The organism is Halogranum amylolyticum (assembly GCF_900110465.1).
GTDB lineage: Archaea > Halobacteriota > Halobacteria > Halobacteriales > Haloferacaceae > Halogranum > Halogranum amylolyticum.
On record NZ_FODV01000003.1, the window covers coordinates 297,997 to 312,510 of the forward strand.

Annotated in this window: 21 protein-coding genes; 8 read left to right on the plus strand and 13 right to left on the minus strand. The window is 65.5% G+C overall.

Annotation, left to right across the window (positions count from 1 at the left end; genetic code table 11):
- Positions 1-85: 85 nt before the first annotated feature.
- Positions 86-262: a hypothetical protein gene (locus BSG17_RS26865; RefSeq protein ID WP_170864742.1), complete on the minus strand. Its 177-nt coding sequence runs from the start codon at positions 260-262 to the stop codon at positions 86-88.
- Positions 263-771: 509 nt separating this feature from the next.
- Between BSG17_RS26865 and BSG17_RS07570 the strand changes: the two genes are divergently transcribed.
- Positions 772-1,389: a LysE family translocator gene (locus BSG17_RS07570; RefSeq protein WP_089822612.1), complete on the plus strand. Its 618-nt coding sequence runs from the start codon at positions 772-774 to the stop codon at positions 1,387-1,389.
- A gap of 2 nt (positions 1,390-1,391) precedes the next feature.
- Here the strand turns inward: BSG17_RS07570 and BSG17_RS07575 are convergent, their stop codons facing one another.
- The gene (locus BSG17_RS07575) at positions 1,392-1,919 is read right to left on the minus strand and encodes an Ntn hydrolase family protein (RefSeq protein ID WP_089822613.1); all 528 of its coding nucleotides are present in this window, start codon (positions 1,917-1,919) and stop codon (positions 1,392-1,394) included.
- Positions 1,920-2,009: 90 nt separating this feature from the next.
- Here BSG17_RS07575 and BSG17_RS07580 point away from each other — a divergent pair, with 90 nt between their 5' ends.
- Positions 2,010-2,600 carry a class I SAM-dependent methyltransferase gene (locus tag BSG17_RS07580; RefSeq protein WP_089822615.1) on the plus strand — a complete coding sequence of 197 codons (591 nt, stop codon included), beginning with the start codon at positions 2,010-2,012 and terminating at the stop codon, positions 2,598-2,600.
- Positions 2,601-2,636: 36 nt separating this feature from the next.
- Here BSG17_RS07580 and ftsY read toward each other — a convergent pair whose 3' ends face one another.
- From ftsY to BSG17_RS07610, 6 genes are read right to left on the minus strand one after another with little or no spacing between them, the layout of a single operon-like run.
- The gene (gene ftsY, locus BSG17_RS07585) at positions 2,637-3,995 is read right to left on the minus strand and encodes a signal recognition particle-docking protein FtsY (protein WP_089822616.1); all 1,359 of its coding nucleotides are present in this window, start codon (positions 3,993-3,995) and stop codon (positions 2,637-2,639) included.
- 6 nt (positions 3,996-4,001) lie between these two features.
- Positions 4,002-4,466 carry a prefoldin subunit alpha gene (gene pfdA, locus BSG17_RS07590; protein ID WP_089822617.1) on the minus strand — a complete coding sequence of 155 codons (465 nt, stop codon included), beginning with the start codon at positions 4,464-4,466 and terminating at the stop codon, positions 4,002-4,004.
- Positions 4,466-4,642 carry a 50S ribosomal protein L18Ae gene (gene rpl18a, locus BSG17_RS07595; protein ID WP_089822620.1) on the minus strand — a complete coding sequence of 59 codons (177 nt, stop codon included), beginning with the start codon at positions 4,640-4,642 and terminating at the stop codon, positions 4,466-4,468. The genes pfdA and rpl18a overlap by 1 nt, the downstream gene beginning before the upstream one ends.
- 60 nt (positions 4,643-4,702) lie before the next feature.
- A complete protein-coding gene (locus tag BSG17_RS07600; protein WP_089822623.1) occupies positions 4,703-5,368 on the minus strand; it encodes a translation initiation factor IF-6 in 666 nt (221 codons plus the stop codon).
- A gap of 2 nt (positions 5,369-5,370) precedes the next feature.
- Positions 5,371-5,649, minus strand: coding sequence for a 50S ribosomal protein L31e (locus BSG17_RS07605; protein ID WP_089822625.1), 279 nt, complete (start codon positions 5,647-5,649; stop codon positions 5,371-5,373).
- A 3-nt stretch (positions 5,650-5,652) separates the two neighbouring features.
- Positions 5,653-5,805, minus strand: a complete 153-nt coding sequence (locus BSG17_RS07610; protein ID WP_009367057.1) for a 50S ribosomal protein L39e — start codon at positions 5,803-5,805, stop codon at positions 5,653-5,655.
- Between the two features lie 118 nt (positions 5,806-5,923).
- Here BSG17_RS07610 and BSG17_RS07615 point away from each other — a divergent pair, with 118 nt between their 5' ends.
- Positions 5,924-6,166, plus strand: a complete 243-nt coding sequence (locus tag BSG17_RS07615; RefSeq protein WP_089822627.1) for a hypothetical protein — start codon at positions 5,924-5,926, stop codon at positions 6,164-6,166.
- Here BSG17_RS07615 and thpR read toward each other — a convergent pair.
- Complete coding sequence (gene thpR / locus BSG17_RS07620) at positions 6,156-6,710, minus strand: RNA 2',3'-cyclic phosphodiesterase (RefSeq protein ID WP_089822629.1); 555 nt, start codon at positions 6,708-6,710, stop codon at positions 6,156-6,158. The genes BSG17_RS07615 and thpR overlap by 11 nt on opposite strands.
- A 101-nt stretch (positions 6,711-6,811) precedes the next feature.
- Here thpR and BSG17_RS07625 point away from each other — a divergent pair, with 101 nt between their 5' ends.
- Both BSG17_RS07625 and BSG17_RS07630 read left to right on the plus strand, forming a co-directional pair.
- On the plus strand, positions 6,812-7,552 hold the full coding sequence (locus tag BSG17_RS07625) for a tetratricopeptide repeat protein (RefSeq protein ID WP_089822631.1): 741 nt from the start codon (positions 6,812-6,814) through the stop codon (positions 7,550-7,552).
- The gene (locus BSG17_RS07630) at positions 7,553-7,855 is read left to right on the plus strand and encodes a DUF424 domain-containing protein (RefSeq protein WP_089822633.1); all 303 of its coding nucleotides are present in this window, start codon (positions 7,553-7,555) and stop codon (positions 7,853-7,855) included.
- Positions 7,856-7,882: 27 nt separating this feature from the next.
- Here the strand turns inward: BSG17_RS07630 and BSG17_RS07635 are convergent, their stop codons facing one another.
- Positions 7,883-8,140 (minus strand): hypothetical protein, encoded by a 258-nt coding sequence (locus tag BSG17_RS07635; RefSeq protein ID WP_089822635.1) that lies wholly within the window; start codon positions 8,138-8,140, stop codon positions 7,883-7,885.
- Positions 8,141-8,284: 144 nt separating this feature from the next.
- Here BSG17_RS07635 and sufS point away from each other — a divergent pair, with 144 nt between their 5' ends.
- The 3 genes from sufS to BSG17_RS07650 all read left to right on the plus strand — a co-directional run bounded on the left by sufS (position 8,285) and on the right by BSG17_RS07650 (position 11,326).
- Positions 8,285-9,562, plus strand: a complete 1,278-nt coding sequence (gene sufS / locus BSG17_RS07640) for a bifunctional cysteine desulfurase/selenocysteine lyase SufS (protein WP_089822638.1) — start codon at positions 8,285-8,287, stop codon at positions 9,560-9,562.
- A gap of 86 nt (positions 9,563-9,648) precedes the next feature.
- Positions 9,649-10,839, plus strand: coding sequence for a threonine synthase (thrC, locus tag BSG17_RS07645; protein ID WP_089822640.1), 1,191 nt, complete (start codon positions 9,649-9,651; stop codon positions 10,837-10,839).
- A 67-nt stretch (positions 10,840-10,906) separates the two neighbouring features.
- On the plus strand, positions 10,907-11,326 hold the full coding sequence (locus tag BSG17_RS07650; protein WP_089822643.1) for an iron-sulfur cluster assembly scaffold protein: 420 nt from the start codon (positions 10,907-10,909) through the stop codon (positions 11,324-11,326).
- Between the two features lie 206 nt (positions 11,327-11,532).
- Here BSG17_RS07650 and radA read toward each other — a convergent pair whose 3' ends face one another.
- From radA to htpX, 3 genes are all read right to left on the minus strand, one after another.
- Positions 11,533-12,564: a DNA repair and recombination protein RadA gene (radA, locus tag BSG17_RS07655; RefSeq protein ID WP_089822644.1), complete on the minus strand. Its 1,032-nt coding sequence runs from the start codon at positions 12,562-12,564 to the stop codon at positions 11,533-11,535.
- A gap of 208 nt (positions 12,565-12,772) precedes the next feature.
- Positions 12,773-13,378: a PspA-associated protein PspAB gene (gene pspAB, locus BSG17_RS07660; RefSeq protein WP_089822646.1), complete on the minus strand. Its 606-nt coding sequence runs from the start codon at positions 13,376-13,378 to the stop codon at positions 12,773-12,775.
- Positions 13,379-13,483: 105 nt separating this feature from the next.
- Positions 13,484-14,353 (minus strand): zinc metalloprotease HtpX, encoded by an 870-nt coding sequence (gene htpX / locus BSG17_RS07665; RefSeq protein ID WP_089822648.1) that lies wholly within the window; start codon positions 14,351-14,353, stop codon positions 13,484-13,486.
- Between the last annotated feature and the right edge of the window lie 161 nt (positions 14,354-14,514).

A 14,514-nucleotide genomic window follows, 5' to 3' on the forward strand; every position in this document is an offset into this window, starting at 1 on the left:
GCTTGTGTCCCCTCTGAGTGTTGCACGACGCCTCTGACAGCACCTGGAGAGGTCTCTGAGGCCGTGCTGAACTCAGCGCGCATAGTCAGCACTGTGTATTCTCGGTTATCGTGACCTCCCCATCCGAGTCAACTGAAACCGCGAGATGTTCACAGGACTTGAGATTACTCTCCCAGATAGCTTCGCCATCCATAGAGAGTAAAACAACGTAGGGCGGGTCATCCAAGATGTCCTCAAACGCGAGTTCATCTGTGAGTTCCATCGAGTGAGAACGGTCGTAGATTGCTGAACCGCTTTTCGAGTCGGTAATCTGGATCGTGAGTGTTAGATTACCTGCAGCCCAAATCGCGAATCTTGTAGACGATTTCGTTGATACTGTTTCCTGCTCACCTTCTGTGGAGGGTTCAGAAGATGATAGACAGCCACCCAACACGGAGAGGGAAACGCCTGATACATTGCGAAGAAATCTTCTCCGATATGATAGAGAGGGCATTGAGTAGATGGTTGATTAGTTGATAATATGCTTTCTGCTGCATACACCCTCTGTATGTGTCACGTACCTCCTGACAACTCCCCGAGAATAGACAGAGTGACTATCTGAATCCTTTTGCTAACTCCTAACACTCACTCTCGTAAAGACCTCGCCTGCGTGGGTCGTCGCACAGAGGCGACGAAGCCACGCCCCACGGTGGTTGCCCGGTTGTTCCACCACAGCTTTGAACTCGACCACTCCCCCGGACCTTTATCCGCGAGAGCGCCTCACCTTCTCCCGTGCTCGGTATCGTTCCCGACCTTCAGACGCTCGCGCTCTACCTCGGCGCGGCGGTCGCGCTCATCCTCGCGCCCGGTCCGGACACGATCTACGTCCTGACTCGCGGGATGCAGGGCCGGTCGGCGGGCGTCCAGTCGGCGCTCGGCGTCAGTACGGGCGTGCTCCTGCACACGCTCGCCGCGGCGCTCGGACTGGCGGCGCTGCTCCGCGCTGCACCGGCCGCCTACGAGGTGGTCAAGTACGCCGGCGCGGCCTACCTCGTCTATCTCGGCGTACAGGCCGTCCGGAGCGACGAGTTCGCACTCGAGGAGGGATCCGATCCGACGAACAGCTACCTCCGCGGTGTCGCGGTCAACGCGCTCAACCCGAAGGTGGCGCTGTTCTTCCTCGCCTTCCTCCCGCAGTTCGCCGGCAGCGGCCCCGACGCGACCGGTCGGATGGTCGTCCTCGGCGTCCTCTACGCGGCGATCACGGCGCTGTACCTCTCGGCCGTCGCGCTCGCCTCGAGTCGCGTCCGCCACGTCGTCGCGACCGACAGAGTCCGGTCGAAGCTCCAGTGGGGGGCCGGCAGCGTGTTCGTCGCGCTGGGGCTGTCGGTCGCCGTCGGCGGCCGGTAGCCTCACTCGTTGGCCAGTCGCCAGACGTCGACGTCGTCGCCCGTCTTCGGGTCGCGGTCCGCGGCCGCCTCGAACGCTTCGCGGACCGCCGTCTCGGCGGTGTCGAGGTCGACGTCGTCGACGTCGAGCGCGCCGAGGAGTATCGGCGCGCCGCTCCCCCGTGCCGCCGGCGAGTCCTCGAGGACGCTCCCGTCGTGTCCGATCGCCCGGATACGGGCGACGCGGTCCTCGTCGGGACCGGCGACGATCGCCTCGACACCCTCGTCGGCGGCGATCGACGACGCCCTCGTCGCCAGCGGGTCGACGGTCATCTCGCCGCGCTCCGTTCGGTAGGACCGGACCTCCTGGTCGAAGCGACGGACGAACTCGTCGACGCCGCCGGCGGGGCCGTGACAGACCGCGGCCACCTCGTCGTCGACGACGACGAGTCGCTCCCGCGACGTACTCTCGACGCGGTCGTCTTGGACGAGCAGTCGGTCCGCGGCTAGTAGTGCGCCGTCCGTACACTCGACACCGACGATGGTGCTCATACCCCAGCGGACACTCGCAAACGCAAAGAGTGCTGTTGCCGTTCGCACGTCGACCGTGAGCTTTGACTCCCGGTGGCTCGAACGACGAGCATGAGCCGCTTTCAGAACACCCGCCAGCCCGACTGGGACTGGTGGGGAGAGCTGTGGGACGATCCACACGCGACGCTCCGTGCACTCGACGTCGGCCAGGCGTCCTCGGTACTCGATCTCGGCTGTGGTGACGGCTTCTTCACGATCCCGTTGGCCGAACTCGTCGACGGGCCGGTCTACGCCGTCGACCTCGACGAGGACCACCTCGAACGCGTCCGTTCGGCGGCCGCCGAGGCCGGCGTCGACGTGACCACCGTCGCGGGCGACGCGCGAGCGCTCCCGTCGCTGCTAGCCGAACGCGTCGACTACGTCCTGCTGGCGAACACGTTCCACGGCGTCGACGACCCGGAGTCGCTCGCCGCGAGCGTTCGAGCGGCGTTGCGACCGGGCGGTCGCTTCGGCGTCGTCAACTGGCACGACCGCCCCCGCGAGGAGACGACCGTCGCGGGCGAGGTTCGCGGCCCGCCCGAGGAACTACGACTCTCGCCGGAGGCGACCCGCGAGGCGATCGAACCGGCCGGGTTCGACCACGTCGAGACGGTGGAACTCCCGCCGTATCACTACGGGGTCGTCTTCGAGCGACGCGACTAGTCGGAGAGAAGAGCGCGGCGAAGGCGAGCCGAACGCCTACTCCTCGTCGGCGAGGAGGCTCGACACCAGCGCTTCGGGGTCGAACCGTTCGAGGTCGTCGTACCCCTGTCCCGTACCGAGGAAGAGGATCGGCTTGCCCGTGACGTAGGCGATGGAGATGGCCGCCCCACCCTGCGAGTCGGCGTCGGCTTTCGTGAGGATGGCGCCGTCGATCTCGGCGGCCTCGTCGAACTTCTTGGCCCGCTGGACCGCGTCCTGGCCGGCGACCGCCTCGTCGACGAACAGCGTCATGTCCGGGTCGACGACGCGGTTGATCTTCTCGAGTTGGGCCATCAGGTCGTTGCTCGTGTGGAGACGACCCGCCGTGTCGCCGAGCACGACGTCGACGTCGTGGGCCTCGGCGTACTCGACGGCGTCGTAGATGACCGCCGCCGGGTCGCCGCCCTGTTCGTGGGTGATGAGCTTCCGGTCGAGGTTCTCCGCGTGCTTACGGATCTGCTCGTTCGCACCGGCACGGTAGGTGTCGCCGTTGGCCATCACCGACGAGAGTCCACAACTCTCGAGGTACTCGCTCATCTTGGCGATCGACGTCGTCTTCCCGACGCCGTTGACGCCGGTGAAGATGACGACGACCGGTTTGTCGGCCTGCTGGATGCGCTCCTCGAAGTCGAACTGTCCGACGCTGATGACGTCGAGCAGCGCGTCGTGCAGCGCCTCCTCGACGAGTTCCGCGGTCGTGTCGACCTGCTTGCGGGACTCGCCGATCATCTTCTCGCGGATGGTCTCGAGGATGCGCTCGGCGACGTTCATCTCGACGTCGCTCTCCAACAGCGCCATCTCGAGGGCCCACAGCGGCTCTTCGAGGTCTTCCTCCTCGATGATGATGCGACCGGTGGCGAACGCTTTCGCTCGCTTGAACCGACTGACGGTACTCTCGTCGTCGGCCTCGTCTTCGCTCGCGTCGATCGCGTCGGGGTCGGTGTCCCGCTCCGAACGGATCCCGACCGCCTCTGCCGGCTCGGCGGCCGCCCCGCCGGCCTCGTCGACCTCCTCGTCGACGAGCGACTCGGTGGAGGCGGTCGCGTCCGTCTCCGTCGCGACGGCGTCGTCGGACTCGTCGCCGACGTCGTCCGTCTCGGTCGGAGACGCGTCGGTATCGACGTCTGTCGGGTCGGCTTCGACGTCGGTCGACGCCGCATCGACGTCGGTCTCGGCCCCGGGGTCGGCTGCCGCGTCCGCTTCAGCCTCGGGTTCGGATTCGGCTGCTGCGTCCGCTTCAGCCGCAGCTTCGGCGTCGACCGCCTCCTCGACGTCGGCCTCCTCGGCCTTCTCCTCGGCGGTCTCCTCGACGTCTTTGCGGAAACTATTGAGCTTCTCCTTCAGTCCGTCGAACATCGGAGCTTACTCGTCGTTGCTCTCGTCTTCCTGCATCTGCTGCATCTGCTGCATCTGCTGTTGCTGCATCTGCTGCTGCATCTGCTGGGCCTGCTGTTCGAGCTCCTGGCTCTCCTCTTCGAGCCCCTCGACCTCGCCGCGGAGTTCGGCAATCTGCTCGTCGAGCAGATCCTGACGGCGGTGGAGCGCCTCGATGGCGTCGCCCTGCTCCTGCTCTGCTGCGTAGCCGCCGCCGAGCGAGACGACGACCTCGTCGATGTTCTGGACGTCCGCGCGGAGGTACGCGCCGCCGCCGAGCGGGACCTGCACCGTCGAGCCGGTCTCGAGCGTCTCGATGGCCTCGACGGCCTCGTCGATCTCGTTCTTCTCCGTCTCCAGGTCCTGAATCTCGCCTTCGACCTCGTCGATCTCTTCGTCGATCGCCTGCAGTTCCTGCGAGAGCTGCTGGAGCTGCTGCTGACCGCCGCCCATCATGCTGCGGTCACCTCCGAAACCTCGACGTGGGTGCGCTTGAGGCCGTGTTCGCTGCCGAACCGCGAGAGCACGTGTTCGCTCGCGACGTTCTCGTTTGTTGCTTCGACCTGCTTCGTGAAGGGCTTCCAGCCGTCGCGCGACCGGAAGCGACCGCTCACAGTAAACTGACTCATAAATAGGGTTGCGAGAGCGAGCGGGAAGTATCTTCCTACTCGGCTTTCCAAGCGGGGTCGTCAGTCGATGAAGCCCAGCGTGTCTTCGATGCGGCCGATCTCGGGACCGGTCGTCTCCTCACCGACGAGATAGCCGGCGTCGTTGGCGACGAGTCCGGAGCCGACGAGCGGCGCACCGTAGTTGACGGTGCCGATGTCCGCGTGGACGTCGAGATGCGTTTCGAGCGCCTCGAGTTCGGGTTCGTTGGACTTCGGGTGACAGAGGACGCCGCGGTTGTTCGCGACGGCCGCTGTGCCGACGGTCCGGACGCCGCCGAGGTCGCCGTGTTCGACGGGAACCTCGAGCGCCTCCTTCACCGCATCGAGCGCCTCGTCGCCGAGGTCGGGGTGGACCCACGCGCCGTAGTCGTTCGCGAGGACGACGTTGCCAGCGGCGTTGATGCGACCGGGGAGGTCGACGACCGGGAGATCAGTTGCGTCGGCGATGCGGTCCTTCTCGCGGTCGGTCGCACGGCCGGAGACGAGGATACCGTTCTCGTTGCCGGTGGCGAGCGCACCGACGGTTCCGGAGCCGCCGACGTTGGTTCCGACGACCGGAACGTCGAACTCCGCTTCGAGGTCGGCGACGAGTTCCTCACTCAGGTCGGGGCGGACGAGGACGACGTCGTTGGTCGCACGCGTGAAGACGCCGACGTACGACGATCCGGCGAAAGAGGCGCGAAGCACCGTTATTCGGCCGTCTCAGCCTCGACGACCGCTTCGCCTTCTTCTTCGAAGCGCGCAGCGCGCACGCGAAGCTTCTGCGGCGGGGACTGTCGTCCTCGCGACCAGACGGCCTCGTTGATGCTGGGGTCGAGACGGACGTCGCGCTCGTCGACCTTGAAGTGCTTCGCGAGGTGCTTGCGGACCTCTTTCATCGCGCGGTCGGCCTGTTTCTGTGTCGGTGCCTGCTTCACGCCACGGAGCGGGACGGTGACGACGCGCTCCTCGAAATCACTTGCGCTCATGGCTTACTCGTCGGTGTTGCTTCGCCGCCAGTTACGGCGCTTGGGGTTTCGCGTGACTTCCATGTCGGTCTTCATCATGACCCACGCGGGGACGCGGCTGTTCTGACGCTCCAGCTTTGCCAGACGCTTCTTCTTGGCCTTCGATTTCTTACCCATAGTAGGACAGAGTTCCCCTGCGCGCCATAAAGAGTTGTTCCTTTCACTCGGTCGCCACGGCGAGGACGTGGCGTTCGTGGCCAGAACAGCCAAACCCGTCGCGGCCGGCCATGTTACCATGGCACGCTCATTCCGCGGTGAGGACAGGGGAAAGACCGTCGTCGACGACGAGGGGAACACGGTCGGCACTATCTCGCTCGTCGAGGACGACCACGCGGAGATGGACGCGACGCCGGATCTGACGGGGGCGCTCCGGGAGTTCCTCGGTTGGGGTGACGACGACGACAGCGGTCGCCTCGAACGCGACCACGTCGACGAGATCGGCGAGGAGAAGGTCCGGTTGCGGAACGTCAGAGGCTGAACCGCGTCACCGTCTCGTAGGTCGGACCGTCGGGCGTCAACGTACTCTCGGTGAGTCGGACCTGTTCGACCCGAAACGATCCGAGGTTCGGTGGGTCTCCGCCGACGGCTCGCTGGACCGTCTCTTTGCCGCGAGCGTCTTTCATCCGTCCGAGCGTGACGTGCGGCGTGAACTCGTGGTCCTCGGCGTCGAACCCGATGGCGGTCGTCTCCCGCTCGACGGCCTCGTGGAGGCGCGTCATCTCGTCGGCCCCGTCTTCGACACCTGCCCAGACGACGCTGATGTAGTCCAGGCTCGGGAACACGCCTAGCCCCGCCACCGTCGCCTCGAACGGACCGACGGCGGCCGCGTCGACGGCGGTCTCGATCGCCTCCTCGACGTCGGCGAGGCGGTCCTCGTCGACGTCGCCGAGAAATTTCAGCGTGACGTGGGTCTGCTGGGGGTCGACGAGCGTGAGTCCTTTCGCATCGCGGAGCGGTTTCTGGACGTCGGCGACGGCGTCGGCGAGCGCGTCGGGGAGATCGATGCTGACGAACAGACGCATGCGTGAGTGTCACGCGGCGAAGCGAGTAAGCTTCTGCGGCGGACGGTCGCGGTGCGACCTGTGACGTAGGGCTTAACCACCGTGACCGCCAAAGCCGCGGTATGAGCGACGACCGCGACCGACCGCACCAGTTCTCCGAGGGGCAGGGACTCGACGAGGACTACGACGAGTTCACGCTCGACCCGCCGGAGCTCAAGATCGACCCGACGAAGGTCGACCCGGTCGACTCACACGTACTCGCCGACATTCTCGACGAGCGGAACGTCACCCACGACGAGGTCGACGTCCAGAGTCTCGTGGACGTGGGGCTGTCGTACATGCAGATCAACCGCTTCGAGGAGGCCACGGAGGCGTTCGACCGCGCCGCCAAGTTCGCCGAGGACGACTCCCTCGACGAACAGGAGGCGTGGGTGAACAAAGGAGCCGCACACGCCCAACTCGAGGAGTACGACGACGCGATCGGCGCCTACCGGGAGGCGCTCCGCATCGACGAGGACTCCGAGCACGCCGCCTCGGCACACACCAACCTCGCCTACGCGCTGTGGGAGTGGGGTCACACCGAAGACGCGCTCGAACACGCCGAGCGTGCCGTCGAGGTCGACCCGCGGTTCCCGCAGGCGTGGTACAACCGCGGCTTCTTCCTCGCGGAGCGGGGGCTCCACGAGGAGGCAGTCAACGCCTACGACAACGCGCTCCGTCTCGGGATGCGTAACGTGAACATCCTCGAGGAGAAGGCGCGGGCGCTGGAGGAGCTGGGTCGCGAAGAGGAGGCCGAGGAGCTGGTCGAACAGGCCGAGGAGATGCGCGAGGAGGCCGAGCGCGAACTCGTCGAGGAGTACTAGATGCTACTCAAGGAACGTGAGACACCCGAGGGACTACTCGTGTCGGTCTGTGACCCCGACTGCCTCGGCGAGACGTACGAGAGCGGTGAGGTGTCGCTGACCGTCACAGAGGACTTCTACGGCGGCGAGGAGGCGAAGGACGCAGACGAGGACGCGGTCGTCGACAGCCTCCACCGGGCTACCGTCGCCAACCTCGTCGGCGAGGAGACCGTCCGCGTCGCCATCGAGGCGGGCGTCGTCGACGAGGAGACCGTCCTCGACCTCGAGGGGACGTTGCACGCGCAGTTGCTCTGGCTACGGTAGAAAAGCCACGATGGGTCGTCGCGTTCGTCAGACGGTCGGGCGGTCGGGGCGCTCGGAACTGTTCTCTCGGACGTAGAGGTACGCCGCGAGCGCGAGCAACCCCGGTAGGAGGCCGGCGAAGAGGAGCGCGAGGATGCCCAGCGCCCACGCCGGCGCGTAGGAGACGCCGTGGCGACTCGCGTCCCGGTAGACCCAGTACGCCACAGCGAGTGGGACGACGAACAGGACCAAGAGGACGGCGAGTTCGACCGCGCCCGGAACCCCGAACTGCAGAATGACGGACATAGAGAGAAAGACGTCGGCCAAGGAGATAAACTCGTATCCCGTAACCTCCAGATGACAACTCTCGCGTCGAATGTAACCAGATGTAGTTCACTCGGGCTCTCACGACCGAAGACGTGTTATCCCCACAGTTCGTAGCCGTCTCCAATGAAAGCGCAGGAGTCGTACCCTATCGACGTCGCGGCCATCCGTGAGGATTTCCCCATTCTCGCGCGGAAGGTCGGTGGGGACGTGACCACGCCCGGTGAGGGCGAGGGCGACACGGAACCGTTGGTGTATCTCGACAACGCGGCGACGAGTCAGACGCCGAAACAGGTCGTCGAAGCGATCGTCGACTACTACTACGGCTACAACTCTAACGTCCACCGCGGTATCCACCAGTTGAGTCAGGAGGCCTCGGTGGCCTACGAGCAGGCGCACGACCGCGTCGCCGAGTTCGTCGGTGCCGACGGACGCGAGGAGATCGTCTTCACGAAGAACACCACCGAGGCGATGAACCTCGTCGCCTACGCGTGGGGGCTGAACGAACTCGGTCCGGGCGACCGGATCGTCCTCACGGAGATGGAGCACCACGCCTCGCTCGTCACGTGGCAGCAGCTCGCGAAAAAGACCGGCGCGGAGGTGAAGTACATCCGCGTCGACGACGAGGGTCGCCTCGACATGGAACACGCGAAGGAGCTGATCGACGAGTCGACGAAGATGGTCTCGGTCGTCCACGTCTCGAACACGCTCGGCACGATCAACCCCGTCGACGAACTCGCCGACATGGCCCACGAGGTCGGCGCGTACATCTTCGTCGACGGCGCGCAGTCGGCCCCGACGCGACCCGTCGACGTCGGCGACATCGACGCGGACTTCTTCGCCTTCTCGGGACACAAGATGCTCGGCCCGACGGGGATCGGCGTCCTCTACGGGAAGGAGGCGATCCTCGAGGAGACGGAGCCGTATCTCTACGGCGGCGACATGATTCGACGCGTCACCTACGAGGACGCGACGTGGGAGGACCTACCGTGGAAGTTCGAAGCCGGGACGCCGAACATCGCGCAGGGGATCGGTCTCCACGCCGCCGTCGACTACCTCGACGACGTCGGGATGAAGAACGTCCAGCGACACGAGGAACTGCTCTCGAAGTACGCCTACGACCGGCTGAGCGAGTTCGACGACATCACCATCTACGGCCCGCCAGGCGACGACCGCGGCGGACTGGTCGCGTTCAACCTCGACAGCGTCCACGCCCACGACCTCTCGAGCATCCTCAACGACTCCGCCGTCGCCATCCGCGCCGGCGACCACTGTACGCAACCGCTCCACGACAAACTCGGCGCGGCCGCGTCGGCGCGGGCGTCGTTCTACATCTACAACACGCGCGAGGAGGTCGACGAGCTGATCGAGGCCGTCGACGGCGCGAGAGAGTTGTTCGCCTGAAGCGGCGTGAGTCACGCGCTCCGAGATACGAACACACCTCGTCCGTTCCGTGTCGCTTTATTACGACTCACCGACTCACCGTAGCCATGACTCCACCCACGCTCTCCTGTGTCGCCTGCGGCGAGACCGTCGACGAGTGGACGGCCACACGCTGTGACTGCGGCGGACCGCGTTGGATCGACGTCGACGCCGACGACTTCGGCTGGGACGACGTCACCGACGAATCGGGCATGTGGCGCTACGGGTCGCTCTTGCCCGTCTCGTCGCCAGGCGGCCTCGGCGACGTCGCTGGCGACACCCCACTGGTTCGGACGCCCCGACTCGACGGCGTCGCCGGTGTGAACGTCCACGTGAAGTACGAGGCGGCGAACCCGACGGGAAGTTTCAAAGACCGCGGGAGCGCCGTCGGCGTCGCGTGGGCGCTCGACCACGGCGTCGACACCGTCGGCACCGTCTCGCACGGCAACATGGCGATGAGTATGGCCGCCCACGCCGCCGGCGTCGACCTCGACTGCGTCGTCCTCGTTCCGACGGACATCCCGGCCGAGCGGTTGGGGAACATCGCACAGTACGACCCGACGCTCGTCCGCGTCGACGGCGACTACGGGAAGCTCTACGAGCGATCGCTGGAGCTCGGCGCAGAGGTCGGTGTCGAGTTCGTCAACTCCGACGCTCCGCTCCGCGTCGAGGGGCAGAAGACGACGGTCGTGGAGGTGCTGGAGGCGTTCGCCCCCGACGTACCAGACGCGATCGTCCTCCCCGTCAGCAGCGGCGGGCACGCCAGCGGCGCGTGGAAGGCCGTCCGCGAACTCCGTCGGGCAGGAGCCATCGACCGCGTCCCGCGGCTCTACTTCGTGCAGGCGACGGCCTGTGCGCCCATCGCCGAAGCGTTCGAAGCCGGCGCGGACGAAGTGACGCCCGTCACTGCAGGGGAAACCGTCGCTTACTCCATCGCCAACGCGAACCCGCCGAGCGGGAACCGGACGCTCGCGGCGGCACGCGAGACGGACGGCGCGGTGCTCGCGGTCGACGACGAGGAGATTCTGACCGCCCAGCGCGCGCTCGCCGCACGGGCCGGGCTCGCGGTGGAGACGTCGTCGGCGACGACGCTCGCGGGCGCGAGACGACTGGCGGCGCGAGGGGAGCTCACCTCGGAGGAGGACGTCGTGCTCGTGGCGACCGGGAGCGGGTTCAAGGAACGCGGGACGAGTGAGACGCCCGACGTAGAGACGGTCGCGCTCGACGACCTCGAGACGGTGCTCGGGCGAACGCGGTAGTCGGGGCCCGTGTAGACCCCGTACCCCGGAATCCTTTTACAGCGCACTCACCTACGAACGCCCAACTATGGGCATGGGCTCCGACATGTATCGGCAGCAGATTCTCGACCACTACAAGAACCCGCGCAACTACGGCGAGATGGAGGACCCCACCTTCTCGCACGTCGGGGAGAACCCCTCCTGCGGCGACACGATCAAGATGGACGTCCGACTGGAGGACGACGGCGAGACCATCGAGTTCGTCTCCTTCTCCGGCGACGGCTGTGCCATCTCGCAGGCCAGCGCCAGCATGCTCTCGCAGAAGCTTCCGGGGACGAGCCTCTCGGAGCTGAAGGAGATGGACCGTGACGACATTGTCGACATGCTGGGCGTCGACATCAGTCCGATGCGCATCAAATGTGCCGTGCTGGCCGAGAAGGTCGCACAGGACGGTGCGAAGATCTACGAGGGCGAGATCGACCTCGACAAGACGAAGACCGAAGACTGAGCGGCGTCTCTTCGACTTTTCTCTGCTTTCTGGCCGCCTGCCGAGAGTCGTCTCTGGCGCGTGGCTTTGCCGACGTTTGATCGGCGGGAGACACGTACGCGAGGGTCTTTCAGAACGAGAGGCTACCTGCTCCCCGTCTCAACACCAACCTCGTACGCAAAGAGAGAGATCCGGGGGAAGAACCGAAAACCAACCGAAACTCGTGCCTATTCGGGCTTCAGACCGCCGTCCTGCACGCGCATGACGGCCTCACCGTCTGCCAAGTTGGGTGCGTCGACGAGGCGAACGATCCGCTTGTCGCCCTTCGACTTCCGGAGGTAGATCCGGAACGTCGACTTGTGGCCGAGGATGTTGCCACCGATGGGCTGGGTCGGGTCACCGAAGTAGGAGTCGGGGTTCGAGGCGACCTGGTTCGTCACCAGAATCGCGGCGTTGTAGAGGTTGCCGACGCGGTCGAGGTCGTGGAGGTGGCGGTTGAGCTTCTGTTGGCGGTCGGCGAGCTGGCCACGGCCGACGTACTCCGCACGGAAGTGGGCGGTCAGCGAGTCGACGCAGACCAGTCGGATCGGCCACTCGGTGTCTTCGTGTTCCTGTGCGAGTTCCTCGGCCTTCTCGGCCAGCAGCATCTGGTGGTTGGAGTTGAACGCCTTCGCGACGTGGATCTTGTCGAGGATGTCGGAGATGAGTTCGTCCATCGCGTCCTCGTCGTCGGGCGAGCCCTCGATCTCGCGGTCGTCCATCGCCGCCTGTAGCACTTCGTCGTCGAGGCCGCGGACCATGTCGTCGATACGCTCGGGACGGAACGTGTCCTCCGAGTCGATGAAGATGACGCTGCCACGGAGCCCGCCTGCCTCTTTGGGGAGCTGGACGTTGACGGACATCTGGTGGGTGACCTGCGACTTGCCGGCACCGAACTCACCGTAGGCTTCGGTGATCGACTGGGTCTCTAGTCCACCGCCGAGGAGGTCGTCGACCTCCGGAATCTGCCAGCTGAGTTTACCGATCTGCTGTCGGTGTTCGAGGACGGCCGTCCCGGTCTCGAAGCCGCCGATGTCGGCGGCGTTCTGGGCGGCGCGGACGATGTCGCTCGCCGTACTGTCACCGACGTCTGCCTTCGTCGCGAGGTCCGAGGGGCTCGCGACGGCGAGGCTCTCGTAGGTGTTGAAACCGGCGTCCGTGAGCTTGTCTGCGGTTGCGGGGCCAACTCCGGGGAGGTTTTCGAGGTCGTCGTCTGCCATCGTACTCACGGCTTGTGCCCGTCCGCACATAAACCCTCGTTAACAGCAGAGTGAAAGTGAAACTGGCGGACGGCGTGGGGTTCGATAGCACGCACTGGCGGGGGTTTAGATGCGATAAGCGCGCCTCGACGGACGAGAGGAAACGAGAAGAGGAGGGAGCGGCGGGTCGTCGCGGTGCTCTCCGCAGAGAGCGAGGACGAGTTCGCCGCTACTGCCAGGGGTGGCCGTCGGGCGTGTCGGGCCACAGCGGGTACCAGTACTGCTCCTCGCTTTCGATGCCCAACTCGCCGTCGAGGACGGTCTCCAGTTTGAACTCGAGTCGCTGGTCGCGCTCGTGGCCGCGCTTCGGGGCGAAGGGGTAGTACTTCCCGCGGCGGAACGAGTAGATCCAGTACGCCCGGGAGTCGTCCTTCCGGAAACCGAAGACGGCAGCCAGCAGTCGAGAGCCGTACCCCTGTTCGATGAACTCGTCGGCCGCGAAGTGGATGCTCGTGACGAGATCCTCGGGGTCGTCGTCCTCGAGGACGACCCAGTGGTAGCCGTGGTCGTCGGCGTGACGGCGGAAGACGGTCCCCGTCTCCTCCTCGCCGGCGGCGAGGATCGCTTCCACCTGGTCTAAGGTCTCGGCGAAGTCGGTGCTGTCGACGGAGGAGAAACAGAGCGCCGCCTCGCCGGCGGGGTCGAAGTCGAGGTCGGCCTCCATCGTCAGATACGCAGTGCTCATCCCGAAGAGGTCCTCAGGGTCGGCCGCGCGGGTCGCGTCGGCCTCGGCGCGGAGTCCCAGCGCCGACCGGAGCGAGTCGAACAGTCCCATACGCCACTCTGGGAGCGCGGGGGCCTTAGGTCGTTTCCACAGTGCCTCGAAAGAGAACGAAGTGACGAATCAGAGCGGAGTACCGAGTCGAAGACCAGAAGGCCGTTACCGTCCTTCCATCTCCTGTTCGAGTTCGCGGAGTTTCTCGACGCGCTTCTCGGTGCTCGGGTGCGTGCTGGCGATCTTGCCGATGAAGCCGCTCTTGATGGGGATGATGAAGAACGCGTTCATCTCCGCCTGCTCGCGCATGTCCTCCTTCGGCACGTTGTCCATCCGCCCCGAGATCTTCAGGAGCGCGGAGGCGAGCGCCGAGGGTTTCCCCGTGATGACCGCGCCGCCGCGGTCGGCGGCGAACTCGCGGTAGCGCGACAGCGCGCGGATGAGGATGAAGGAGATGATCCACACCGCGAGCGAGAGCAGGATGGCGACGATGACCGGCACACCGCCCTCGCGACGGTCGCCACCGCCGAAGAACCAGCCCCAGCGGACGACGAGGAACGCGATCGTCGAGAGGAACGACGCGATGGTCATGACCGCCACGTCGCGGTTCTTGATGTGCGCGAGCTCGTGGGCGATGACGCCCTCGAGTTCGTCCTGGTCGAGCGTCTGCATGATGCCAGTCGTGACACAGACGGCCGCGTTCTTCTGGTTGCGGCCCGTCGCGAACGCGTTCGGGATGCGGGAGTCGGCGACGGCGACCTTCGGTTTCGGCAGGTCGGCCTGCTGGGAGAGTCGCCCGATCGTCGCGTGCAACTCGGGGTACTCCTCCTCCGACACCTCCTTCGCACCCATGCTGTAGAGCGCGAGTTTGTCGCTGAAGAAGTACTGGACGGCGAGGAACGGTACCATCAGTACGAGGAACCCTACGTATCGTGTCTGCGAGATGACGGCCGCGAACACGAGATAGAGGGCGAACAGGAGGAACATAGTGAGGGCCATGCGACCCCTGAGTCCCCAGTCCGGTTTCCAATCCATGCGCGTCTCTAGCCGCTCCGATGTATAAACGCTGCCGGAGTTGGCCGTTTGCTGGCACGACGCACGGACGTCCAGACGTCGTGTGAACGAACCCCGTGTCACACGGCAACATATTCCTGCCGAAAAAATATTATAATTAGGGGTTGAACGGTTGGACATGG